Raw genomic sequence first — 24,181 nt, 5'->3', positions numbered from 1 at the left:
CGGCAGCGCCGGGTGCCGGCGCGGCACCCGCGGCCACCCCCGCCGCCGCGGACTGGGACCGCAAGCCCGGAGCGGCGCCCGGAGCGCAGTCCAGCCAGTGGGACCTGACCCTGCCCGCGATCCCGAGTGCGTTCGTCAGCGGTGACCCCATCGCGATCATCAACGCGATCCTCGGCATCATGCAGACCTCGGCCCAGTTGACCGCGAACATGGGCCGCACCTTCCTGCAGAAGCTCGGCATCCTGCCCACCCCAACCGGATTCACCAACGGTGCGATCCCGCGGGTACACGGCCAGGCGGCCTCGGAGTTCGTCATCAAACGCGCCATGTCGCAGATCGGTGTGCCCTACTCGTGGGGCGGCGGAAATGCCGCAGGCAAGAGCAACGGCATCGATTCGGGCTCCGGCACAGTCGGTTTCGACTGCTCGGGGCTGGTGCTCTACGCCTTCGCCGGGGTGGGCATCAAGTTGCCGCACTACTCGGGATCGCAGTACGACATGGGCCGCAAGATCCCGACATCGCAGATGCGCCGCGGCGATGTGCTGTTCTGGGGGCCGGGAGGCAGCCAGCACGTGGCCATCTACCTCGGCAACAACCAGATGCTGGAGGCCCCCTACACCGGCTCGCACGTGAAGGTCTCGCCGGTGCGCACCAGCGGTATGACCCCGCACGCCGTCCGCTACATCGAGTATTAAAAACGTTGGGATTTCTGTGTTCGTGAAGGCTTCCAGGAACTTTCGAAACTCACGCCTCAGCAGGCTGCTGGCCACGCTGACCGTCGTGGCGGCGATTGCGCTCGGTGCCGCGGTGCCGGCAGCTGCGGCTCCCGGGGAATGGGATCCGACTCTGCCCGCCCACCCGAGTTCGGGTGCGCCCGGCGACCCGGTCGCGATCGCGAACGCCTCGTTCCAGGTGAGCAAGATCGCCCTGGAGACCACGCAGAGCCTGGGCTCGAAGTTCCTGCAGAGCATCGGGTTGGCGCCCACACCGGCCGCGGGCGGACTGCCCACCGGCGCCCGGGTGCGCGGTCCGGCCGCCATCGAATACGTCATCCGGCGCGGCGGGTCCCAGATCGGGGTGCCCTACTCGTGGGGCGGTGGCACCCTGACCGGCCCCGGCCCCGGCGTGGACTATGACGCCGGGAAGATGGGCTACGACTGCTCGGGCTTCACCCGGTACGCCTTCGCCGGCGTCGGCGTGCAGATCCCGAAGTACTCCGGCGACCAGTACAACACCGGCCGCGCGATCGCGCCGTCTCAGGCCAAGCGAGGCGACCTCATCTTCTGGGGCCCCGGCGGCAGCCAGCACGTGGCCATCTATCTGGGCGGCGGGAAGATGCTGGAGGCCTCCGGCAGCGCCGAAAAGGTGACCGTCAGCCCGTTGCGCACCGCCGGGATGTCACCGCACCTGGTTCGTATCATCGAGTCCTGACGCCCCGCCGCGCGGGCGGGCGACGTCGACGGATTCCGAACTGCCTGGAATAGTTGACGGCGGACGCCCCGCCGCCTCGGTGGACGTCGGCGAATACCAGCGAGTTTGTATCGAACGACCGTGGGAGGAAGCTAGATGACGTCACCGAGTGGGCCGCCGCAGGGCGCCGGAGGCTACGCAGGCCCGRCCCCGACGCAGGGTTACCCGCCCGGCACGCAGAGCGCACCGCCCGCCAATGCGAACCTGCAGAACGAGGTCCACACCCTTGAGCGGGCCCTCTTCGAGGTCAAGCGCATCATCGTCGGGCAGGATCAGCTGCTCGAACGCATGCTGGTCGGTCTGCTCGCCAAGGGCCACGTCCTGCTCGAAGGTGTGCCCGGTGTGGCCAAGACCCTCGCCGTGGAGACCTTCGCCAAGGTGGTCGGCGGCACCTTCGCGCGCATCCAATTCACCCCCGACCTGGTGCCCACCGACATCGTCGGTACCCGCATCTACCGGCAGGGCCAGGAGGCGTTCGACATCGAACTCGGCCCCGTCGTCGTCAACTTCCTGCTCGCCGACGAGATCAACCGCGCCCCGGCCAAGGTGCAGTCCGCGCTGCTGGAGGTCATGGCCGAGCGCAAGATCTCCATCGGCGGCAAGACATTCCCGCTGCCGTCCCCGTTCCTGGTGATGGCCACCCAGAACCCGATCGAGCAGGAGGGCGTGTACCAGCTGCCCGAGGCGCAGCGTGACCGGTTCCTGTTCAAGCTCAACGTCGACTACCCGTCGCCGGAGGAAGAGCGCGAGATCATCTACCGGATGGGCGTGAAACCGCCTGAGCCCAAGCAGATCCTGAACACCGGGGATCTGCTGCGCCTGCAGGAGGTCGCGGCGAACAACTTCGTGCACCACGCGCTGGTCGACTACGTGGTGCGCATCGTCACCGCGACCCGCGAACCGGAGAAGTTCGGTATGCCCGACGCCAAGTCCTGGATCGCCTACGGCGCGTCACCGCGTGCCTCGCTGGGCATCATCGCCGCCTCCCGCGCCCTGGCGCTGGTGCGCGGGCGTGACTACGTCGTCCCGCAGGACGTCGTCGAGGTCATCCCGGACGTGCTGCGTCACCGTCTGGTGCTCACCTACGACGCGCTGGCCGACGAGGTCTCCGCGGAGACGGTGATCAACCGGATCATGCAGACCGTCGGTCTGCCGCAGGTGAATGCGATTCCGCAGCAGGGTCATTCGGCGCCTCCCGGGGTGCCTGCCGCCGCGGCGGCCGGCGGTCGGTGACCAGCACCGGCGGTCGCGCGGTCGACCTGCCCTCGCTCAAGCGTGGTGAGATCCGCGACCCTGCACTGACCGCGGCGCTGCGCAAGCTCGAGCTGACAGTGCGCCGCAAGCTCGACGGGGTGTTGCACGGCGATCACCTCGGCCTGATCCCCGGCCCGGGGTCGGAGCCGGGGGAGTCGCGGATGTACCAGCCCGGCGACGATGTGCGCCGGATGGACTGGTCGGTGACCGCGCGGACCACCCACCCACACGTGCGGCAGATGATCGCCGACCGCGAGCTGGAAACCTGGTTGGTGGTCGACGTCTCGGCGAGTCTGGACTTCGGGACCACCGGGTGCGAGAAGCGCGATCTGGCGGTGGCTGCGGCCGCGGCCATCACGTTTCTCAACAGCGGCGGCGGCAACCGGATCGGTGCGCTGATCTCCAACGGTGACACGCTGCGGCGGGTCCCGGCGCTCTCGGGCCGACTGCACGAGCAGGAACTCCTTCGTGCCATCGCCACCACGCCGCAGGCACCGCCCGGGGTGCGTGGTGACCTGGCCGCCACCATCGACGCACTGCGCCGTCCCGAACGCCGGCGCGGCATGGCCGTCGTCATCAGCGACTTCCTCGGCCCGATCGACTGGATGCGGCCACTGCGGGCCATCGCCGCGCGGCACGAGGTGCTCGGCATCGAGATCATCGACCCGCGGGATGTGGAACTGCCCGATATCGGTGATGTGATCCTGCAGGACACCGAGACCGGGGTCACCCGTGAGTTCACCATCGACGAGAAGTTGCGCGACGATTTCGCGCGCGCCTCCGCGGCACACCGCGCCGAGGTCGCCCGTACCCTGCGGCGCTGTGGCGCGCCGCTGCTGACCCTGCGTACCGACCGGGACTGGATCGCCGATGTGGTCCGTTTCGTGGCCAACCGACGCCGGGGCGCCCTGGCCGGTGGCCGGTAGCGAGACTACGAGACTGAAATGACAAGCTGCACATGACTTTGCCGTTGCTCGGACCGATGAGCCTGTCGGGCTTCGAACACAAGTGGTTCTTCCTGTTCCTGCTGGCTGTACTGGGACTGGTCGGCCTCTACATCGTGGTCCAGCGGGCACGCGAGAAGCGGATCCTGCGCTTCGCCAACATGGAGCTGCTGGAAACCGTCGCGCCCAAGCAGCCCACCCGGTGGCGCCATCTGCCGGCGATCCTGCTGGTGTCCGCGCTGGTGCTGTTGACCGTCGCGATGGCCGGGCCGACCAACGATGTGCGGATCCCGCGCAACCGGGCCGTGGTGATGCTCGTCATCGACGTCTCGCAGTCGATGCGGGCCACCGATGTCGCCCCGAGCCGGCTGGTCGCCGCCCAGGAAGCCGCCAAGCAGTTCGCCGATCAGCTGACCCCGGGTATCAATCTCGGACTGATCGCCTACGCCGGCACCGCCACCGTGCTGGTCTCGCCGACCACCAACCGCGAGGCCACCAAGAACGGCATCGACAAGCTGCAGCTGGCCGATCGCACCGCCACCGGTGAAGGCATCTTCACCGCGCTGCAGGCGATCGCCACCGTCGGTGCGGTGATCGGCGGCGGCGACGAACCGCCGCCGGCGCGGGTGGTGCTGATGTCCGACGGTAAGGAAACCGTGCCGTCGAATCCGGACAACCCCAAGGGCGCCTACACCGCCGCCCGCACCGCCAAGGACCAGGGCGTGCCCATCTCGACGGTGTCCTTCGGCACCCCGTACGGCTACGTGGAGATCAACGACCAGCGCCAGCCGGTGCCCGTCGACGACGAGATGCTCAAGAAGATCGCCGACCTCTCCGGCGGCGAGGCCTTCACCGCATCCAGCCTCGAACAGCTCAAGGCGGTCTTCAGTTCGCTGCAGCAGCAGATCGGCTACGAGACCATCAAGGGCGACGCCAGCGTCGGCTGGCTGCGGCTCGGTGCGCTGGTGCTGGCGTTGGCCGCCCTGGCGGCGCTGCTGATCAACCGTCGCCTGCCGGGCTAGTACCGGGCGGTGCCGGCCTGCAGTGGCGGATACTCACCGCTCGCCGCACCGTCGATCGTGGTGCCCGCGAACTGCAGGGCCATCCGCAGCGAGTCCTCGATGGCGGGGTGGTGGGTCATCGCGAAGGCCGACACCTCATCGAGGCGGCGCACCTGATCGGCGCGCAACTGCACGTCCAGCCCGGCCAGATTGCCCTCCAGGTGGGCCAGCCGCCGGGCGCCGACGATCGGGATCACCGTGCCCGGCCGCGACCGTAGCCAGGCCAGCGCCACCGCCGCGGCGGTGGTGTCGAGCTCCTCTGCGACGGCGGTGACGGTGTCGATGACGTCGTATTCGGCATCGCTGGGTGCGCCCACGTAGGCGGCCCGCGCGGAATCACCGACGTCCAGGCCGCGCCGGTACTTGCCGGACAGGAAACCGTTGCGCAGCGGGCTCCAACTCACCAGCGCGAGGTCCTGGTCCAGTGCCAGCGGCACCGCCTCACCCTCCACATCACGGGCCAGCAGCGAGTATTCGAGTTGCAGCGCGATCAGCGGGGTCCAGGATTTCAGTACCGCCATCGTCTGGGCCTGCGCGGTGACCCAGGACGGGATGTTGGAGAACCCGAGGTAGCGGATCTTGCCGTCGCGCACCAGGTCGTCGAGGGCGCGCATGGTCTCCTCGATCGGGGTGTGCCGGTCCCAGTTGTGCAGCCAGTAGAGGTCGATGTGGTCGGTGCGCAGCCGGCGCAGGCTCTGTTCGAGCTGGCCGATGATCGAGCGTCGACCGGCGCCCCCGCCGTTCGGATCGCCGGGAGACATGTTGGTGAAGAACTTGGTGGCCAGGACCACACGATCGCGCCGCTGCGGGCGATGGTGGAAGTAGTCGCCGAGGATCTTCTCGGAGTGCCCGTTGGTGTAGAAGTTCGCGGTGTCCACGAAGTTCCCGCCGCGATCGAGGTAGGCGTCCAGGATGGTCTCCGATTCGGCGACGCTGCAGCCGGCGCCGCCGGCGTCTTCCCCGAAGGTCATGGCCCCCAATGCAAATGGGCTGACGCGCAGGCCGGAACGGCCGAGGGTGAGGTAGTTGTCCAGTGTCATGGTGGTCTCCTTGGAGATGTTCGGATGTACCACTCCCATGCAACCGTCCGGGCGTCTGGCGGGGTAGACCGATCCTGCCGCGCTCTTGCCTGATCCTGCTGTCTTTGACACTATTGGGCTGTGTCAGACACTCCGCTGGTCGAATTGGAAGCGCTCATCACTGCGCACGCCCGGCCGGATATGACCACCGCGATCGACGGCCTGCTGGTGTCCAGCGTGACCGACACGTCGCCGGAGTACTCATTGACCGAACCGCTGCTCGTGGTGATGGTGCGGGGCGGCAAGCGCCTGCTGCTGGGGGACCGGGTCGTCGAGTACCGGGGCGGGGAGATCCTGGTGGTCACCGCGCAACTGCCGGTCAGCGGACATTTCTTCGATTGCGGTGCGCAGGCCCCGGCGCTGGCGGTCGGACTGGTGCTGCGGGCGCCGGCCATCGCGGAGCTGCTGTTGCACGAGACCAGCGCGCCCCGGCGGTCCGGCACGCAGACCGCCATGGCGACCGGCCGGGCCGATCCGGAGCTGCTCGACGCGGTGCTGCGGATGGTGCGGCTGCTCGAGCACCCCGCCGACGCCGCCGTGCTGGGCCCGCTGATCGAGCAGGAGATCCTGTGGCGGCTGCTGCGCGGGCCACACGCCGGCGTGGTGGCCCAGATCGGTTCGGCGGGAAGCGGATTGACCTATATCAACCGGACGATTCGCTGGATCCGGGAGAACTATGCYGAKCCGTTGCGCATCGCCGACCTCGCCGCGATGGCCGGGATGAGTCCGTCCGCGTACCACCGGAATTTCCGCGCCGTCACCGAGATGAGCCCACTGCAGTTCCAGAAGCGCATCCGCCTGCAGGAGGCCCGGGCGCTGCTGGTCGCGCAACCCGGCGACATCGCCGGTGTCGGGCACCTCGTCGGGTACGACAGCCCCACCCAGTTCAGCCGGGAGTACCGCAGGATGTTCGGCGCGCCACCCGGTCGTGACGCGGCGCGGCTGAACGCCACTCACGGCGTGAGCGCCGTCCATCTTCCGTGAACTCGGCGCACATCCGGGTGGACGCGGCGGCGATGCGATTTCGGGACCGCGCCGGTCAGACGATAAGTTGGCGGTCATGAGTGATACTGCCGCCACGGAAAGTGCCGCCGCAGCGCCCGTTGGCCGTCCGCCCTTCGTGTCCCGTTCGGTGCTGGTCACCGGTGGAAACCGGGGGATCGGTCTGGCCATCGCGCAGCGACTGGCCGCCGACGGGCACAAGGTCGCGGTGACCCACCGCGGCTCCGGTGCACCCGAAGGACTGTTCGGCGTCGTCTGTGACGTCACCGACAGCGCGGCCGTCGACCGTGCGTTCAAAGAGGTCGAGGAGCACCAGGGCCCGGTCGAGGTGCTGGTGTCCAACGCCGGTATCTCGCAGGACGCGTTCCTCATCCGGATGACCGAGGAGCGCTTCGAGAACGTCATCAACGCCAACCTCACCGGCGCGTTCCGGGTGGCCCAGCGGGCCTCGCGCAGCATGCAGCGCAAGCGTTTCGGCCGGATCATCTTCATCGGCTCGGTCTCGGGTATGTGGGGTATCGGCAACCAGGCCAACTACGCCGCCGCCAAGGCCGGTCTGATCGGCATGGCGCGGTCCATCTCACGTGAGCTGTCCAAGGCCGGTGTCACCGCGAACGTCGTCGCCCCCGGCTACATCGACACCGAGATGACCCGGGCGCTGGACGAGCGCATCCAGGAGGGTGCGCTCGAATTCATCCCCGCCAAGCGGGTCGGCACCGGCGAGGAAGTGGCCGGAGCGGTCAGCTTCCTTGCTTCCGAAGACGCAAGCTACATCGCCGGCGCGGTCATCCCTGTGGATGGCGGCATGGGCATGGGCCACTAGAAGAGATAAGGACTTACCAATGACTGGCTTTCTCGAAGGCAAACGCATCCTGGTCACCGGGATCATCACCGACAGTTCGATCGCGTTCCACATCGCCAAGCAGGCCCAGGAGGCCGGCGCGGAACTGGTGCTGACCGGATTCGACCGGATGAAGCTGATCCAGCGCATCGCCGACCGGCTGCCCAACCCGGCACCGCTGCTCGAGCTCGACGTGCAGAATTCCGAACACCTCGACTCGCTGGCCGGCCGCGTCACCGAGGTGATCGGCGAGGGCAACAAGCTCGACGGCGTGGTGCACTCCATCGGGTTCATGCCGCAGACCGGCATGGGTGTCAACCCGTTCTTCGACGCGCCCTACGAGGACGTCGCCAAGGGCATCCACATCTCGGCGTACTCCTATGCCTCGCTGGCCAAGGCGACCCTTCCGGTGCTCAACAGCGGCGGCAGCATCGTCGGCATGGACTTCGACCCCACCCGGGCGATGCCGGCCTACAACTGGATGACGGTCGCCAAGAGCGCGCTGGAGTCGGTGAACCGCTTCGTTGCCCGTGAGGCGGGACCGTTCGGGGTGCGCTCCAATCTCGTTGCCGCCGGGCCCATCCGGACGTTGGCCATGAGCGCCATCGTCGGCGGCGCGCTGGGTGCCGAGGCCGGCGATCAGATGCGTCTGCTCGAAGAGGGCTGGGATCAGCGCGCACCGGTCGGCTGGAACATGAAGGATCCGACCCCGGTCGCCAAGACGGTCTGCGCGCTGCTGTCGGACTGGCTGCCCGCCACCACCGGCACCATCATCTACGCCGACGGCGGCGCCCACACCCAGCTGCTGTAGCGGGGTCGGACGTGGAGTTTGATGCCCTGCTGCTGCTCTCCTTCGGAGGGCCGGAGGGCCCCGAGCAGGTGATGCCCTTTCTGGAGAACGTCACCCGGGGCCGGGGTATCCCGCGTGAGCGTCTGGAGGCGGTGGCCGAGCACTATCTGCACTTCGGCGGTGTGTCGCCCATCAACGGCATCAACCGCGCGCTCATCGAGCAGATCGAGGCGGTCACCGACCTGCCGGTGTACTTCGGCAACCGCAACTGGGAGCCCTACGTCGAGGACACCGTTGCGGCCATGCGCGACAACGGTGTTCGGCGTGCTGCGGTGTTCTCCACCTCGGCCTGGGGTGGCTACTCCGGGTGCGCGCAGTATCAGGAGGACATCACCAGAGCGCGTGCCGCGGTGGGCGAGTCGGCACCGGAACTGGTGAAGTTGCGCCAGTACTTCGACCACCCGCTGTTCGTGCGGATGTTCGCCGACGCCATTTCCGATGCCGCAGCGACACTTCCGGAGGACCTGCGCGCCGGGGCGCGACTGGTGTTCACCGCACACTCGATACCGCTGCGGGCCGCATCACGGTGCGGCACCGACCTCTACGAGCGTCAGGTCCGCTACGCATCGCAACTGGTGGCCGCCGCGGCCGGCTATCAGGATTTCGACGTCGTCTGGCAGTCCCGGTCCGGTCCACCGCAGGTGCCCTGGCTGGAACCCGATGTGGGCGATCATCTCGAGATCCTCGTCGGGCAGGGAATCAAGGCCGTCATCGCGTGTCCGATCGGATTCGTCGCCGACCACATCGAGGTGGTGTGGGACCTCGACAACGAACTCGCCGAACAGGCCGAGGCCGCCGGGGTTGCACTGGCACGGGCCAGCACGCCGAACGCCCAACGCCGTTTCGCCGAGCTGGTCGTCGGGCTGATCGACGAGCTCCGCCTGGGTGGCGAGCCGGCCAGAGTCGCAGGGCCGCAACCAGTTCCGGGTTACGGCAGCAGTGTGGACGGGGCCTTCTGCACGCCGGCCTGTGAGCCGGTCAGCGCTCCCAGGCCGAGTACATGATCGCGCTGATGGCGGCGAGCCTGGCGGTGCGCACCACCGAGGCCAACGGCCGCAGGGTGTCCGAGGCGATGCGTATCTCCGAACTGGTCTGAAGCCCGATCGGCATCAGTCCGGAGCTGGCGGTGATGATCGCGTCCACATGGGCCGCGTTCTCCAGCACCCGCAGCGCGCGTTCCGGCGCGTGATCGGGCACCCGGTGCAATCGGGTTGCCTCCAGCAGCTGCTCGACCATGCCGCGCGGATCGTCGATGTCGGCGGCGCCGATGCCGGCGCTCAACGCGCCGAGGGCGTCGGCGGCCGAGCGCACCGCCGACCGCAACGTGTACTCGGCATCACCGAGATCGCTGTGCTCGACGACAGCCGCGGTCCCGGCCGAATAGACCGTCCACGCCAGCGATACCGGGTCCGGCTCGAAATCCGGGTCGTCGACGTCCTCGTAGATGTACTCGGGCACCATGCCGACCGAGCGGCGGGGATCCTGGCCGACGAGGATCGCCTCACCCATGGTGATGGCGTCGCGCTGGAACTGGGTGTCCGGCGGCAGCCCGCGGACATCGCCGGGGACCGGCAGCACCAGCGTCAGCGGCGGCGCCCCCTGCGGCGGCCCGGCGGCGGTCCGCATCGTCTGCAGCAGTGACATGGTTCCGGCGTGGTGCAGGTCCGGCCACGGCAGGCCGGTGGAGCCCGCCGCCACCGAATCGTAGGCGGTGACGGAATGCTTTGGCGCCCACTGGGATAGCGCGTCGAGCACATCGTCGGGCGCGGCGACGCCCGCAAGCCAGGCGTTGACCCAGACCGTCAGCGAAGCGCTCGGACACCACATAGTTCTGGCAGTGTAGTTGTCGGTCGCAGATACGGCCGGATTCGCTACGCTGACACACATGCCCGCATGGATATGGCTGGTCGCAGCGCTGGGACTGGCAGGCGCCGAAGCTCTGACCGGTGACCTGTTCCTCCTGATGCTCAGCGGTGGCGCGCTGGCCGCCGCCGGCGCGGGTTTCGTGTTCGACTGGCCGATCTGGGCGGACGGCGCCGTGTTCCTGGTCGTCTCGTTGCTGTTGCTCGTCGTGGTGCGGCCCGTGCTGCGTAAGCGGATGGAGTCGAACACCGGCCTGCTGGATCCGGCCAAGGCGCTGGAGGGCAAGGGCGCGCTGGTGCTCTCCCAGGTGTCCCAGCACGACGGCCAGGTGAAACTTGACGGCGAAGTGTGGACGGCACGGCCCCTCAACGACAACGATGTGTTCGAACCGGGTGACCGGGTGACCGTCGTGCACATCGACGGTGCCACCGCGGTGGTCTACCGGGGCATCTGAGCAACAGCAGTCGAAACTGGATCTGGAGGGGAGTCGTCATGGACGGTGCGTTCGTAGGTCTCGTACTGCTTGTGGTCTTTGTGATTTTTGCCGTGGTGGTGGTCGCCAAATCGGTGGCGCTCATCCCGCAGGCCGAGGCCGCGGTGATCGAGCGCCTCGGCCGCTACAGCAAGACGGTGTCCGGACAGCTGACACTGCTGCTGCCGTTCGTGGACAAGATCCGGGCCCGGGTGGACCTGCGGGAGCGGGTGGTGTCCTTCCCGCCGCAGCCGGTGATCACCGAGGACAACCTGACGGTCAACATCGACACCGTCGTCTACTTCCAGGTCACCGACCCGGCCAAGGCGGTCTACCAGATCAGCAACTACATCGTCGGCGTCGAGCAGCTGGCCACCACCACGCTGCGCAACGTCGTCGGCGGGATGACGCTGGAGCAGACCCTGACCTCACGCGATTCCATCAATGGACAGCTGCGCGGGGTGCTCGACGAGGCCACCGGCCGGTGGGGCCTGCGGGTGGCCCGGGTCGAGCTGCGCAGCATCGACCCGCCGCCGTCCATCCAGGACTCGATGGAAAAGCAGATGCGCGCCGACCGGGAGAAGCGCGCCATGATCCTGACCGCCGAGGGCAGCCGGGAAGCCGCGATCAAGGCGGCCGAGGGGCAGAAGCAGGCACAGATCCTGTCGGCCGAAGGCGCCAAGCAGGCGGCGATCTTGGCCGCCGAGGCCGACCGGCAGTCCCGCATGCTGCGCGCGCAGGGTGAACGCGCCGCCGCATACCTGCAGGCGCAGGGCCAGGCGAAGGCCATCGAGAAGACCTTCGCGGCGATCAAGAACGGCCGTCCCACCCCGGAGATGCTGGCCTACCAGTACCTGCAGACGCTGCCGTTGATGGCCAAGGGCGAGGCCAACAAGGTGTGGCTGGTGCCCAGTGATTTCGGATCCGCGCTGCAGGGTTTCACCAAGCTGCTCGGGGCGCCGGGGGAGGACGGTGTGTTCCGGTACACCCCGTCGCCGGCAGACGACTCACCCAAGTCCGCTGAGGACGACGCCGAAGAGGTCGCGGACTGGTTCAACACCCAAACCGACCCGGAGATCGCCCGGGCGGTGGCCCTGGCCGAGGCGGAGGCGCGAAAGTCCGTGCCGCCGCTGGGCTCGGCGCCTTCCGAACCCCTGGAGGCGCCCACCCAGACGCAGGCGCTGGGCGGTGCTCCGGTGCCTCCGCCGGGGGCTCCCGGCAGCCACCGCGCTCCGTAACACCGGCACCCCGGTACGCGATACACCACCTGGTTGCGTGCGCGATGCCTGAGATTTCCCTGATTGATTGACGGCGTCGAACATTTTTCCTGCCGGTAGGACTTATTGCATGGTCTAATGGCATATTGGTGATTTGCTGACCGTGGACCGGGCCTTTTGCCGGTGCGAGGACGAAATGGCGACGTTATGACGGGGACGCTGTGAGCAGGGCGGGCGTGCGGAGCGCGGTGGGCGCCGGTGTGCTGTCCACCATGCTTTTGGTCGGCGGTCCCACGGCCGTGGCGCTTGCCGACACCGATTCCGGCGGCACGTCGGGTTCCACCGGTACCTCCGGGCAGGGCGAGAGCTCCGGCACCACGGGCGGTACCGCGAAATCCGGCAACGACCTCGGTGCCGGTCTGCGCGCATCATTGCGGCAGTCGCTCACCAGCGTGCGCAGCACGATCGGCCCGTGGACGGCCCAGCGCCCCCAGCCCGGCTTCGGTGGCCGTCCGCGTACCACCCTCCCGACCATTCCGGACTCCTCCGCCACCCCGACCGAGCTCGAGCTCACCGCGCCCGAGACCGTCGTCACCGATCCCGAGGTGGTCGCGCCCGAGCAGCAGCCCGCCGTTCAACCGGCGATCACCCCGCTGGCCAACAACTCCAGCACCCCCAAGCCCAAGCCGGCCGGCCCGCCGCCGGCCCGGCCGGTGTCGGTCAAGGCCCCGCTGTCCTACGACAAGCTGCCCGACGTCGCCCACACCGTCGGTAACACCGTGGCCTCGGTGCTCAATGCGACCCACCAGACGGTGGCTGCGGTCCCCGCGTTGCTCGTCGGGCTGCCCGGTTCGACCACGCCGGTCTCCGATGTCATCACCACCATCGAGTTCATGCTCACCTCGGTGAGCACCTCGGTCGGCACCATCGTGGCGCTGCCCGGTGAGCTGGGCGCCCTGATGGGCGTCAGCACCCCGCCGGTCGCCACCATCGGCATCGACCCGGAGGCCAGGCCGACCACGGCACTGTCCGGTCCGATCGATCTGCCCGGGCTGCTGCTGCCGCACACCCCGGCCATCGCGCTCGGTGCGGGTGTCGCGGCACCCGCACCCGCGGCGCCCGTGCTGTCCCCGGTCACCCCCGTCAGTGTCCAGCGGATGGCCCCGATCACCACGGCGTCGCTGGGTGTCAGTGGTCTGACGGCCTCGGGCGCACCCGAGACGTTCCTCGACCGTGCGGTCAGCACGCTGCTGGTGCCGATCTCCATCGCGACGCTGGCGGCGGTGGCCCTGCCCGGTGTCGGCGGGCTGCTGGTGATCTGCGCGCTCGGCATCCGGATCGGCTACCGCCAGGCCAAGGCCGGCTGGGCGATCCGCGTTGCGGGCATTGCACGCTTCGCCGGTTCGGGCCCGATGGGCGTGGTGCGCTCCGGCTCGATGATCACGCTGCACTCCAAACGCCCAGCAGCGGCCCGGAGGGCCGGTCAGCTGCGCCTGGTGGACAGCTCCTTGGAACAGGCCGCCTGACCGTCAGCCGTTGACGGCGGGCTCGTCGCCCGCCGGCCGTTGGTGGTGAGTTCGGCGGTGCACCCGGATCTCGTAGACCAGCCCGGCCAGTCCGACGCCGGCGGTGCACGCCGACACCAGGAACAGCAGCGGGCTGATGTTGCCGGTGAGGGCATCGCCCAGGATGACCACCGCCGCCGTCCCGGGGAACACCCCGATCAGGGTGGCCACCGTGTAGGGCAGCAGTCGCACCGCGGAGGCGCCCGCCGCGTAGTTGAGGACGGCGAACGGTACCGCCGGGATCATCCGCATCGACAGCACCGTCACCCAACCGCGGTCGCGCAGCCGGGCGTCCAGTGACTCGACCCGGGGGTGCAGCGTCAGGCGGCTGAGTTGCCAGCCGACCGCCCGCACCAGGATGACGGCCAGCACGGCGCTGAGCGTGCTCGCGACGACGGCGATGCTGACGCCGACCAGCGGCCCGAACAGCAGGCCGGCCGCGAGCGTGAAAGCGGTCCGCGGAAACGGGAAGACCGTCATCACGACGTGGGCGGCGAAGAAGGCGAGCGGGAACCACGGGCCGGCCGCGGTGGCCCAGTCGCGCAGCTGGATCGCGCTGGGCAGCGGCACCAGAAACGCGACTGCGACGAGGATCACAATTGTGGCGGCGATGGCCACCACACGACGGCGGGGCAATTGAGTGGCCGTCGACGTCACCGCGGTCCAGACCGTGCGCAACGTGGTGGCGACGGGTTTCACGTCTCCCAACCCTACGGGGCATCGGGCGCCGTCGCCGCCAACGCTACTGCTCAGTAGCTTTTGCCCGCCGTACGCTGCCGTGATACCGATCATTTAGCCTCAGGTGAAAGAGGCCAGTCACAGCTGGCTAATCTAACTAAGTCAGACAACGCTTTTTAACCCAGGAGCCGCGAGTGTCCTCGAGCGTCATTGAATCGGATCGCGAGCGCTGGCGCTCCGGTGTGGCCGGCGTGCTGGCGAAGAGCTTGCGGCGCGACGCCGCGGATCTGCCCGCCGAACCGGAGCGGCTGCTCGACTCGCCGACCTATGAAGGTTTCCCGGTCCGGCCGCTCTACACCGCCCTGGACGGGGTGCCCGAGTCGCCGCTGCCCGGGCAGTGGCCGTTCGCCCGCGGCGGGGATGCCCGCCGCGATGTGCTCAGTGGCTGGAAGGTCGCCGAACAGTTCCCGGCGGTCGCGTCCGGTACCTCGGAGGCCAACGGTGCACTGCTGCTGGCGCTGACCGAGGGCACCAGCGCGCTGGTGCTGCGGGTCGGTTCGGCCGGGGCGAGCGCAGCGACGGGGAATGATCCAGCCGGGGTGGCACCGGCCGAACTGGCAGACCTGCTCGACGGGGTGTACCTCGATCTGGTGCCGGTGGTGCTGGACGCGGGCGCGGACTACGTCGCCGCCGCCGACGCCGTGCTGGCGCTCATCGCCGACTTCGACGACGAACAACGCGCCAGGGTGTCCCTGGATCTGGGCGCCGACCCGTTGACGGCACCGCTGAGCGGACGTCCCGCGGCCGGCATCGACGATGTCACCGCGATCGCCGCGCGGACGGCCGGTCAGACCGGGGTGCGGACCGTGACGGTCGACGGTCCCGCGCTGCACAACCTGGGTGCCAGCGCGTCCTGGGAGCTGGCCGGGGCCATCGCGGCCGGGGTGAGCTACCTGCGGCTGCTGACCGAGGCCGGACTGAGCGTCTCCGATGCCCTGCGCCAGATCAGCTTCCGCTTCGCCGCCGACGACGACCAGTTCATGACGATCGCGAAACTGCGCGCCGCGCGCCGATTGTGGGCGCGGGTGGCCGAGGTCGCCGGTGACGGGTCCGCCGGCGCCGCCGTGGTGCACGCGGTCTCCTCGGCGCCGATGATGAGCCGGCGCGATCCCTGGGTGAACATGCTGCGCACCACGCTGGCGGCGTTCGCCGCCGGTGTCGGCGGCGCGGACACCGTCCTGGTGGCGCCGTTCGATGCCGCCATTCCCGGTGGATTGCCCGGCACCGCAACCAGTTTCACCCGCCGTATGGCCCGCAACACGCAGCTGCTGCTGCTGGAGGAATCCCACCTCGGCCGGGTGCTCGACCCGTCGGCCGGGTCGTGGTTCGTCGAGGACCTGACGGCGCAGCTGGCCGAGCAGGCCTGGGCGCACTTCCAGGATCTGGAGTCCCGTGGCGGATTCGTGGACGCGCGCGATCACCTCAGCGAGCAGATCGCCGCGGTGCGGGACACCCGCGCCGATGACATCGCGCACCGCCGGACCTCGCTCACCGGGGTCAACGAGTTCCCGAACCTGGGGGAGAAGCCGCTGCCGCAGTCGGATGAAGCCACCGGCATCGTGCGGTACGCGGCCGGGTTCGAGGCACTGCGGGACCGCTCGGATGCCTATCTGGCCGAGCACGGGAAACGGCCCGAGGCGGTGCTGCTGCCGCTGGGCCCGCTGGCCGAGCACAACATCCGGACCACCTTCGCCGCGAACCTGCTGGCCTCCGGCGGCATCGAGGTCGTCAATCCGGGCACGGTCGACGCGGCCGCGGTCGCGGCGGCCGTCGACGGCCACCGCGCCGTGGTGATCTGCGGCACCGACGCCCGCTACGGCACCGAGGCGGAGGCCGTCGTCGCTGCCGCACGCGATGCCGGCGCCGCGCACATCTATCTCGCCGGACCGGAGAAGGCCATCGGGGAGGCCGTTGCGCGTCCCGACGAGTACCTGACCGCGAAGATCAACGCCGTCGAGGCGCTGGCGACCCTGCTCACCCGTTTGGGGGCCTGAATCATGACTGCATCCGACATCACCGAGACCCCCGCTGCGATCGGTAGTTTCGCCGACGTCCCGTTGCACGGCGAGGACGCCGGGCAGACGCCGACGCCGGAAGCGGTGACCGAGCAGGTCGGCGTCGCCGCGGCCGCGCACGGCTACACCCCCGAGCAGCTGGTCTGGTCTACCCCGGAGGGCATCGACGTCAAGCCGGTGTACATCGGCGCCGATCGCGATGACGCGGTCGCGGCGGGCTACCCGCTGGACAGTTTCCCGGGTGAGCCGCCGTTCATCCGCGGCCCGTACCCGACCATGTACGTGAACCAGCCGTGGACCATCCGCCAGTACGCCGGCTTCTCCACCGCCGCCGAGTCCAACGCGTTCTACCGGCGAAATCTGGCCGCCGGTCAGAAGGGTCTGTCGGTCGCCTTCGACCTGGCGACCCACCGCGGCTACGACTCCGATCATCCCCGGGTCGCCGGCGATGTCGGGATGGCCGGTGTGGCCATCGACTCGATCCTGGACATGCGCCAGCTGTTCGACGGGATCGATCTGGGCACCGTCTCGGTGTCGATGACGATGAACGGCGCCGTGCTGCCGATCCTCGCGCTCTACGTCGCCGCCGCCGAGGAACAGGGTGTGCCGCCGGAGAAGCTGGCCGGGACCATCCAGAACGACATCCTCAAAGAGTTCATGGTCCGCAACACCTACATCTATCCGCCGAAGCCGTCCATGCGGATCATCTCCGACATCTTCGGCTACACCAGCACCAAGATGCCCAAGTACAACAGCATCTCGATCTCGGGGTACCACATCCAGGAGGCCGGTGCCACGGCCGATCTGGAGCTCGCCTACACGCTGGCCGACGGCGTCGAATACATCAAGGCCGGCCTCGATGCCGGGCTGGACATCGACAAGTTCGCGCCCCGGCTGTCCTTCTTCTGGGGCATCGGGATGAACTTCTTCATGGAGGTCGCCAAGCTGCGCGCGGGCCGGCTGCTGTGGAGCGAGCTGGTCGCGCAGTTCGATCCAAAGAGCGCGAAATCCCAGTCTCTGCGCACCCATTCGCAGACCTCGGGCTGGTCGCTGACCGCCCAGGACCCGTTCAACAACGTGGCCCGCACCTGTATCGAGGCGATGGCCGCCACCCAGGGTCACACCCAGTCGCTGCACACCAATGCACTGGACGAGGCGCTGGCGCTGCCGACCGACTTCTCGGCCCGCATCGCCCGCAACACCCAGCTGCTGCTGCAGCAGGAGTCCGGTACCACCCGGCCGATCGACCCGTGGGGCGGCTCGTACTACGTGGAATGGCTGACCCATCAGCTCGCCGAGAAGGCCCGCGCCCACCTCAAGGAGGTCGCCGAGTACGGCGGCATGGCCCAGGCCATCGGTGAGGGCATCCCGAAGCTGCGCATCGAAGAGGCCGCCGCGCGGACCCAGGCGCGCATCGATTCCGGTGCCCAGCCGGTCATCGGCATCAACAAGTACGCGGTGGCCGAGGACCAGGAGATCGAGGTCCTCAAGGTCGAGAACAGCCGGGTGCGCACCGAGCAGCTGGCCAAGCTGGCCCAACTGCGTGCCGACCGTGACGAGGCGGCCACCCAGGCGGCACTGGCCGAATTGACCCGTGCCGCAGGCGAGAACGTGGCCGCCGGGGAGGACGGGCTGGGCAACAACCTGATGGCGCTGGCCATCAACGCCGCCCGGGTGCACGCCACCGTCGGCGAGATCTCCGACGCCCTGGAGAAGGTCTACGGCCGGCATCAGGCCGAGATCCGCACCATCGCCGGGGTCTACCGCGACGAGGTCGGGAAGGCTGGGAATGTGGCTACCGCAACGGATCTGGTGGAGAAGTTCGCCGACGCCGATGGTCGCCGCCCGCGCATCCTGGTCGCCAAGATGGGACAGGACGGCCACGACCGCGGGCAGAAGGTGATCGCGACCGCCTTCGCCGACATCGGTTTCGACGTCGACGTCGGCTCGCTGTTCTCCACCCCCGACGAGGTGGCGCGCCAGGCCGCCGACAACGACGTGCACGTCGTCGGGGTGTCCTCGCTGGCCGCCGGACACCTGACGCTGGTGCCCGCTCTGCGCGACGCGCTGGCCGAGGTGGGCCGCCCCGACATCATGGTCGTGGTCGGCGGTGTGATCCCGCCAGGTGACTTCGACGAGCTCTACGAGGCCGGCGCGACCGCCATCTTCCCGCCGGGCACCGTGATCGCCGATGCCGCCATCGGCCTGCTGCACAAGCTCGCCGACCGACTCGGCTACACACTGAACTAGATGAGCCCTTCAGTGGCCGAGCTGGCCGCGGCGGTACGCGGTGGGGACCGCTCGGGTCTGGCGCGGGCGATCACCCTCGTCGAGTCGACGCGTACCGATCACCGGCAGAAGGCCCAGGAACTGCTGCTGGAGCTGATGCCGGAAGCGGGCAGTGCCGTCCACGTGGGCATCACCGGTGTGCCGGGCGTCGGGAAGTCGACGACCATCGAGGCGCTCGGCATGCACCTGATCGAAGCCGGGCACCGGGTGGCCGTACTGGCCGTCGATCCGTCCTCGACGCGCACCGGCGGATCGATCCTCGGGGACAAGACCCGGATGGCCAAGCTTGCTGTGCACCCGGACGCCTATATCCGTCCGTCACCGACCTCGGGCACCCTCGGCGGGGTGGCCCGCGCGACGCGCGAGACGATCGTGCTGCTGGAGGCGGCCGGATTCGACGTCATCCTCGTCGAGACGGTGGGCGTCGGGCAGTCCGAGGTGACGGTGTCCGACATGGTGGACAGCTTCGTCTTCCTGACCCTGGCCCGGACCGGCGATCAGTTGCAGGGCATCAAGAAGGGTGTCCTCGAGCTCGCCGATGTGGTGGTGGTCAACAAGGCCGACGGGGAGCATGCGGTGGAGGCCAAGGCCGCCGCGCGTGAACTGACCGGTGCGCTACGCCTCATCTACCCGCGCGAAACTCTTTGGCGGCCACCGGTTCTCACCATGAGCGCGTTGACCGGCGATGGCCTTGCGGAGCTGTGGGAAACCGTCGAGAAGCATCGCAAGGTGCTGACCGATGCCGGCGAGTTCGACGCCCGACGCCGCAAACAGCAGGTGAACTGGACGTGGGCGATGGTCCGCGACACGGTGCTGGACCGGGTGCTCAGCAATCCCGAGGTCAAGCGCATCCGCGCCGAGCTGGAGCGTCAGGTGCGCGATGGTGAGCTGACTCCGGCGCTCGCGGCCCAGCAGATCCTCGACGCCGCAGACGGGTGAGCTGGGCAAGGTTACCGTTTCGGGAACCGGCCTGGTCTTACGGATAGGTAACGCCCCTCGCTAGTTAGCCAGACGGCGAGGTAAATTGGTTTGACTGTGACCTACGCAATAGATGGTGAGCGCAGCGCGGCGCGCACCGAGAGCGGCAATAGCGCGGCGACCCCTGATGACTGCACGCTGCCCCACGGGGTTCAGGGTGCGGCCGACCCCAACTTCGCGTGCGCCGTGTCGGCGTTCTCCAAGCTGTTCGGTCACCGTCGGTTCGGCGGCGGCGCGCTGTCGGTCTATCTGGACGGCGTACCCGTCGTCGACGTCTGGACGGGCTGGGCGGACCGCAAGGGCAGGCAGCGCTGGACGGCCGATACCGGCGCGATGGTGTTCTCCGCGACGAAGGGGATGGCCTCCACCGTCATCCACCGCCTGGTGGACCGCGGGCTCATCGATTACGACGCACCGATGGCCGAGTACTGGCCGGAGTTCGGCGCCAACGGCAAGGCCGCGATCACGGTTCGTGAGGTGCTGCGGCACCGGGCCGGCCTGTCCCAACTCAACGGGGTCAGCCGGGCGGATCTGCTCGACCACGCCAAGATGGAGGAGCGCATCGCCGCCGCGCCCGCCGGGCTGCTGCGCGGGCGCCCGGCGTATCACGCGGTGACCTACGGCTGGCTGGTCTCCGGTCTGGCCCGCTCGGTGACCGGCCTGGGGATGCGCGAGCTGTTCCGCAGAGAGCTGGCGGCGCCCCTCGGTGTCGACGGTATGCACCTGGGCCGTCCGCCGGTGGCGGCACCGACACAGCCGGCGCAGATCATCGGCCCGCAGCGGCACCTGCAGAATCCGATCTTCAACGCGGTGGCGCCCCATCTGGCCGCCTTGCCGCTGTCCGGCGGACTCGGCGCGCTGTACTTCCCCGGCATGAAGTCGATGGTGCAGGGCGACACCCCGCTGCTGGACAGCGAGATGGCGTCGGCCAACGGCGTCGCGACGGCGCGGGCGCTGGCCCGGATGTACGGCGCGATCGCCAACGGGGGAGACCTCGACGGCACCAGGTTCCTGTCCCGTGATCTGGTGGCCGGCCTGACCGGCCCGCGGAGTCTGCATCCGGACGGCTCGCTCGGCCTGCCGATGGCTTTCCACCTCGGCTACCACTCGCTGCCGTTCCCCGGCGTGCTGCCGGGCTTCGGGCACGTCGGGCTGGGCGGCTCGCTCGGCTGGGCCGATCCGGCCACCGGACTTGCCTTCGGCTACGTGCACAACCGTCTGCTCACCCCGCTGGTGGTCGCCGATCAGGCGGGCTTCGTCGCGACCGCGGCGTTCATCCGGCGCGGCGCGGCGCGCGCACGCGATCGTGGTTTCCGGGCGGTTCCACGGCTGGGAGCCGCCTTCGCGAGGCCCTCCGCAGCGGCTGTCTGACCCCCTTTCCGGAGGGTCATTTCGGTTGCCGAAAGTTTTGCTTGCCCCCGCAAATATGCAGGTGGTACCGCCGGTTGCAGGATATTGCTGGGGGTCCCGATAGTTGGCTGTGCCATTGCTGTGCAACGCCTCCCGAAGCGGAACTCCGGCTGGTCGCGTAAGGAATGGTCGCCGCACCCGCACGTGTGGTTTCCGTTACCCATCTTTGAATTGCCAAAAGACCCGTCGCGTCCTGGGCGGCCGCCGCGAAACCGCCCCGCGCGAAGGCGGCCTTCCTTACTCTGGGGTAGTTGTTACGCGTGTTTCCAGTGCTAGCGACGCCGAGGGGGTGAACCTGTGAGTTGGCTGGGCGGCGGTGTGGGCCTCCCGGCGGACGTCACAGCGGTTGATAAGTTTGCCAAACTTGTTTGCTGAGCTGAGGTCTGGCTAATACCCGACTTGACAAGGTGAGCCGCGTCACATTTACTAAAACGTCAATAAGACAATGGATCCGCAGGTTGCGGCACTATCGGGAAGTTGCTGGATGTCGAGGATGTAGCTGGTGTAGCCTGCGCGTCGCGGCTCTTGAAGCTGTAGAGTCCTCAGTGGATTTGCTCAGTTTTTAACGCCATCGTCAACGGAGACGACTACGCTACCGACTCACGGACGAGTCTCAGCAAGGTGCGGGAAGGGAAACAGGGCCTGCGCGCAAAGGCGCCCAAGGTAGTCCCCACGCCGCAGACTTGCTTGCTCGGTCCAGCAGTACCCGCCTGGAAGAGGTTTGAACTACGTGGTTGAGACACCTGTCACAGCGGTCGCCGTCATCGGGATGGCGTGCCRATTGCCTGGCGGAATCGACTCACCTGACCAGTTGTGGCAGGCGCTGCTGAACGGTCAGGACTTTGTCACCACGATCCCGGAGAGCCGCTGGGATGCCGACGAGTACTACGACCCCGAGCCCGGTGTCCCCGGCCGCTCGGTGTCCAAGTGGGGCGCCTTCCTCGACGACGTAGCGGGCTTCGACGCCGACTTCTTCGGCATCAGCGACCGCGAGGCCACCGCGGTCGACCCGCAGCACCGGCTGCTGCTGGAGACGGCCTGGGAGGCCATCGAGCACGCCGGTGTCGATCCGGCGTCCCTGGAGGGCTCTCGCACAGGCGTGTTCATGGGCCTGACCCACGGCGACTACCAACTCGTCGCGGCCGACGCCCACGCCATCGAGGGCCCCTACGGCTTCACCGGCAACAACTTCAGCCTGGCTTCCGGGCGCATCTCCTATCACCTCGGTGCCCGCGGCCCCGCCTTCTCGGTGGACTCGGCCTGCTCCTCGGGTCTGCTGGCCCTGCACATGGGCGCCAGGAGCCTGCACGAGGGCGAGAGCGACATGGTGCTCGCCGGTGGCGTGAACATCGTGCTGGAGCCCCGCAAGCTGTCCTCGGGTTCGGCCCAGGGCATGCTCTCGCCCACCGGCCACTGCCATGCGTTCGATGCCGCGGCGGACGGCTTCGTCCCCGGCGAGGCCACCGGCGTGGTGCTGCTGAAGCGACTCGCCGATGCCGAGCGTGACGGCGACCGCATCCTTGCGGTCGTCCGCGGCACCGCCGCCAACCAGGACGGCCACACCGTCAACATCGCCACCCCGTCGCGTGACGCGCAGGTGGCCGTCTACCAGGAAGCGCTGGCCGCCGGCGCGATCGACCCGGCGACCGTCGGGCTGATCGAGGCGCACGGCACGGGCACCCCGGTCGGCGACCCGATCGAGTTCTCCAGCCTGGCCGCGGTCTACGGCGCCAGCGGGCCCGTCGCACTCGGCTCGTCCAAGACCAACTTCGGACACTCCCAGTCCGCATCGGGCACCATCGGCCTGATCAAGAGCGTGCTCGCCCTTCAGCACGCCACGGTGCCGCCGAACATCCACTTCACCCGGCTGCCCGACGAGCTCGCGAGCATCAAGACCGACCTCTACGTCCCGACGTCCCCCGCCCCGTGGCCGGCCGGGGCGCAGCCCCGCCGCGCCGCGGTCTCCGCCTACGGTCTGTCGGGCACCAACGTGCACGCGGTCCTGGAGGAAGCCCCGGCCACCGCGGACACCAGCGCCGCCGCCGAGGGACCGCAGATCTTCGTGCTGTCCTCGACCTCGGCCGAGGGACTGCGCAGTACCGCGGGACGGCTGGCCGACTGGGTCGCCGAGCGCACCGACACGCTGAACCTGCACGACCTGGCCTACACCCTGGCCCGCCGCCGGGCACACCGCCCGGTGCGCACCACCGTGCTGGCCCACGATCACGCCTCCCTCATCGAGGCGCTGCGCGAGGTCGCCGACGGCGAGACGCCCTATCAGGGCGCGGTGGCCAAGGACGATCGCGGCCCGGTGATGGTGTTCTCCGGCCAGGGCTCCCAGTGGGCGGCGATGGGTGCCGGCCTGCTCGAGAGCGAACCCGCCTTCGCCGCGGCCGTCGCCGAGATCGAACCGCTGATCGCCGCCGAGTCCGGCTTCTCGGTGACCGAGGAGCTGCGTTCCTCGGTCACCGTGACCGGCATCAACAAGGTGCAGCCCACCGTCTTCACCATGCAGGTGGCGCTGGCCGCGACGCTCAAGGCCTACGGCGTGCTGCCCGGCGCGGTCATCGGCCACTCGATGGGCGAGGTCGCCGCGGCGTTCGTCTCCGGTGTGCTCACCCTCGAAGACGCCGTCAAGGTGATCTGCCGGCGGTCCAAGCTGATGGCCACCATCGCCGGTTCCGGCGCCATGGCCTCGGTGGAGCTGCCCGCCCAGCAGGTGCTCTCCGAGCTGGCCGCGCGCGGCATCAACGATGTGGTGCTGTCGGTGGTCGCGTCGCCCAAGTCGACCGTCGTCGGCGGCGCCAAGGAGTCGATCCGCGAACTGGTGGCCGACTGGGAGAGCCGCGACGTGATGGCCCGTGAGGTCGCCGTGGACGTGGCATCGCACTCGCCTCAGGTCGATCCGATCCTCGATGACCTGGCCGACGCGCTGGAGGATCTGGACCCGTCCGAGCCGAACGTCGAGTACTACTCGGCCACGCTGTACGACCCGCGCGACATCGCCGACTGGGACGCCGACTACTGGGTGGACAACCTGCGCCACGCGGTGCGCTTCGCCGCTGCCGTGCAGGCCGCCCTGGAAGACGGCTACCGGGTGTTCACCGAGCTGTCCCCGCACCCGCTGCTGACC

At 68.9% G+C, this 24,181-nt stretch carries 20 protein-coding genes; 17 read left to right on the top strand and 3 right to left on the bottom strand.

The window, feature by feature from the left end:
* The 5 genes from AC1DTF_RS27370 to AC1DTF_RS27350 all read left to right on the top strand — a co-directional run.
* On the top strand, nt 1–695 hold a 695-nt coding region (locus tag AC1DTF_RS27370; protein ID WP_477476344.1), incomplete at its 5' end, for an NlpC/P60 family protein.
* Nucleotides 696–780: 85 nt separating this feature from the next.
* Nucleotides 781–1,431 (top strand): NlpC/P60 family peptidoglycan endopeptidase RipB, encoded by a 651-nt coding sequence (gene ripB / locus AC1DTF_RS27365; RefSeq protein WP_235570581.1) that lies wholly within the window; start codon nt 781–783, stop codon nt 1,429–1,431.
* A 135-nt stretch (nt 1,432–1,566) separates the two neighbouring features.
* Complete coding sequence (gene moxR1 / locus AC1DTF_RS27360) at nt 1,567–2,703, top strand: chaperone MoxR1 (RefSeq protein ID WP_477476343.1); 1,137 nt, start codon at nt 1,567–1,569, stop codon at nt 2,701–2,703.
* A complete protein-coding gene (locus AC1DTF_RS27355) occupies nt 2,700–3,650 on the top strand; it encodes a DUF58 domain-containing protein (RefSeq protein ID WP_057165126.1) in 951 nt (316 codons plus the stop codon). Before moxR1 ends, AC1DTF_RS27355 begins: the two co-directional genes overlap by 4 nt.
* 32 nt (nt 3,651–3,682) lie before the next feature.
* Nucleotides 3,683–4,690, top strand: a complete 1,008-nt coding sequence (locus AC1DTF_RS27350; protein WP_057165127.1) for a VWA domain-containing protein — start codon at nt 3,683–3,685, stop codon at nt 4,688–4,690.
* Here the strand turns inward: AC1DTF_RS27350 and AC1DTF_RS27345 are convergent.
* The gene (locus AC1DTF_RS27345; protein ID WP_057165560.1) at nt 4,687–5,769 is read right to left on the bottom strand and encodes an aldo/keto reductase; all 1,083 of its coding nucleotides are present in this window, start codon (nt 5,767–5,769) and stop codon (nt 4,687–4,689) included. The two genes, AC1DTF_RS27350 and AC1DTF_RS27345, sit on opposite strands and share 4 nt — an antisense overlap.
* 120 nt (nt 5,770–5,889) lie before the next feature.
* Between AC1DTF_RS27345 and AC1DTF_RS27340 the strand changes: the two genes are divergently transcribed.
* From AC1DTF_RS27340 to AC1DTF_RS27325, 4 genes are all read left to right on the top strand, one after another.
* Entirely contained in the window at nt 5,890–6,792 is a 903-nt protein-coding gene (locus tag AC1DTF_RS27340; protein WP_477476342.1) for an AraC family transcriptional regulator, read from the top strand.
* Nucleotides 6,793–6,868: 76 nt separating this feature from the next.
* Nucleotides 6,869–7,633 (top strand): 3-oxoacyl-ACP reductase FabG1, encoded by a 765-nt coding sequence (fabG1, locus tag AC1DTF_RS27335; RefSeq protein ID WP_057165129.1) that lies wholly within the window; start codon nt 6,869–6,871, stop codon nt 7,631–7,633.
* Nucleotides 7,634–7,652: 19 nt separating this feature from the next.
* A complete protein-coding gene (gene inhA / locus AC1DTF_RS27330) occupies nt 7,653–8,462 on the top strand; it encodes an NADH-dependent enoyl-ACP reductase InhA (protein WP_057165130.1) in 810 nt (269 codons plus the stop codon).
* An 11-nt stretch (nt 8,463–8,473) separates the two neighbouring features.
* Nucleotides 8,474–9,505, top strand: coding sequence for a ferrochelatase (locus AC1DTF_RS27325; protein WP_477476341.1), 1,032 nt, complete (start codon nt 8,474–8,476; stop codon nt 9,503–9,505).
* On the opposite strand, the gene AC1DTF_RS27320 is transcribed toward AC1DTF_RS27325, so the two are convergent.
* Nucleotides 9,480–10,328, bottom strand: a complete 849-nt coding sequence (locus AC1DTF_RS27320) for a hypothetical protein (RefSeq protein WP_057165132.1) — start codon at nt 10,326–10,328, stop codon at nt 9,480–9,482. The two genes, AC1DTF_RS27325 and AC1DTF_RS27320, sit on opposite strands and share 26 nt — an antisense overlap.
* Nucleotides 10,329–10,386: 58 nt before the next feature.
* Here AC1DTF_RS27320 and AC1DTF_RS27315 point away from each other — a divergent pair, with 58 nt between their 5' ends.
* The 3 genes from AC1DTF_RS27315 (at nt 10,387) to AC1DTF_RS27305 (ending at nt 13,579) form a co-directional block, all read left to right on the top strand.
* Complete coding sequence (locus AC1DTF_RS27315) at nt 10,387–10,818, top strand: NfeD family protein (RefSeq protein ID WP_057165133.1); 432 nt, start codon at nt 10,387–10,389, stop codon at nt 10,816–10,818.
* A 38-nt stretch (nt 10,819–10,856) separates the two neighbouring features.
* Complete coding sequence (locus AC1DTF_RS27310; protein WP_057165134.1) at nt 10,857–12,074, top strand: SPFH domain-containing protein; 1,218 nt, start codon at nt 10,857–10,859, stop codon at nt 12,072–12,074.
* Between the two features lie 215 nt (nt 12,075–12,289).
* Nucleotides 12,290–13,579, top strand: coding sequence for a hypothetical protein (locus AC1DTF_RS27305; protein WP_477476340.1), 1,290 nt, complete (start codon nt 12,290–12,292; stop codon nt 13,577–13,579).
* 3 nt (nt 13,580–13,582) lie between these two features.
* Here AC1DTF_RS27305 and AC1DTF_RS27300 read toward each other — a convergent pair whose 3' ends face one another.
* The gene (locus tag AC1DTF_RS27300) at nt 13,583–14,317 is read right to left on the bottom strand and encodes a TVP38/TMEM64 family protein (protein WP_057165136.1); all 735 of its coding nucleotides are present in this window, start codon (nt 14,315–14,317) and stop codon (nt 13,583–13,585) included.
* 173 nt (nt 14,318–14,490) lie between these two features.
* Here AC1DTF_RS27300 and mutA point away from each other — a divergent pair, with 173 nt between their 5' ends.
* The 5 genes from mutA to AC1DTF_RS27275 all read left to right on the top strand — a co-directional run.
* The gene (gene mutA / locus AC1DTF_RS27295; protein ID WP_477476339.1) at nt 14,491–16,350 is read left to right on the top strand and encodes a methylmalonyl-CoA mutase small subunit; all 1,860 of its coding nucleotides are present in this window, start codon (nt 14,491–14,493) and stop codon (nt 16,348–16,350) included.
* Nucleotides 16,351–16,353: 3 nt separating this feature from the next.
* Complete coding sequence (scpA, locus tag AC1DTF_RS27290; protein ID WP_477476338.1) at nt 16,354–18,621, top strand: methylmalonyl-CoA mutase; 2,268 nt, start codon at nt 16,354–16,356, stop codon at nt 18,619–18,621.
* Nucleotides 18,622–19,599 (top strand): methylmalonyl Co-A mutase-associated GTPase MeaB, encoded by a 978-nt coding sequence (gene meaB, locus AC1DTF_RS27285; RefSeq protein ID WP_057165139.1) that lies wholly within the window; start codon nt 18,622–18,624, stop codon nt 19,597–19,599.
* A gap of 96 nt (nt 19,600–19,695) precedes the next feature.
* Nucleotides 19,696–21,009 carry an esterase/beta-lactamase LipL gene (gene lipL / locus AC1DTF_RS27280; RefSeq protein ID WP_477476337.1) on the top strand — a complete coding sequence of 438 codons (1,314 nt, stop codon included), beginning with the start codon at nt 19,696–19,698 and terminating at the stop codon, nt 21,007–21,009.
* 769 nt (nt 21,010–21,778) lie between these two features.
* A partial coding sequence (locus tag AC1DTF_RS27275) for a beta-ketoacyl synthase N-terminal-like domain-containing protein (RefSeq protein WP_477476336.1) occupies nt 21,779–24,181 on the top strand: 2,403 nt, incomplete at its 3' end.

The organism is Mycobacterium sp. P4_H6, from assembly GCF_056400845.1.
Note: the sequence above shows the minus strand (reverse complement) of the source record. Positions and strands in the feature narration are given on the sequence as shown.

Excerpts from the sequence above, each read along its gene's own strand:
- AC1DTF_RS27350 (WP_057165127.1), top strand. The coding sequence starts at position 3,683 with ATGACTTTGCCGTTGCTCGGACCGATGAGCCTGTCGGGCTTCGAACAC.
- AC1DTF_RS27345 (WP_057165560.1), bottom strand. The coding sequence starts at position 5,769 with ATGACACTGGACAACTACCTCACCCTCGGCCGTTCCGGCCTGCGCGTC.
- fabG1 (WP_057165129.1), top strand. The coding sequence starts at position 6,869 with ATGAGTGATACTGCCGCCACGGAAAGTGCCGCCGCAGCGCCCGTTGGC.
- inhA (WP_057165130.1), top strand. The coding sequence starts at position 7,653 with ATGACTGGCTTTCTCGAAGGCAAACGCATCCTGGTCACCGGGATCATC.
- AC1DTF_RS27320 (WP_057165132.1), bottom strand. The coding sequence starts at position 10,328 with ATGTGGTGTCCGAGCGCTTCGCTGACGGTCTGGGTCAACGCCTGGCTT.
- AC1DTF_RS27315 (WP_057165133.1), top strand. The coding sequence starts at position 10,387 with ATGCCCGCATGGATATGGCTGGTCGCAGCGCTGGGACTGGCAGGCGCC.
- AC1DTF_RS27310 (WP_057165134.1), top strand. The coding sequence starts at position 10,857 with ATGGACGGTGCGTTCGTAGGTCTCGTACTGCTTGTGGTCTTTGTGATT.
- scpA (WP_477476338.1), top strand. The coding sequence starts at position 16,354 with ATGACTGCATCCGACATCACCGAGACCCCCGCTGCGATCGGTAGTTTC.
- meaB (WP_057165139.1), top strand. The coding sequence starts at position 18,622 with ATGAGCCCTTCAGTGGCCGAGCTGGCCGCGGCGGTACGCGGTGGGGAC.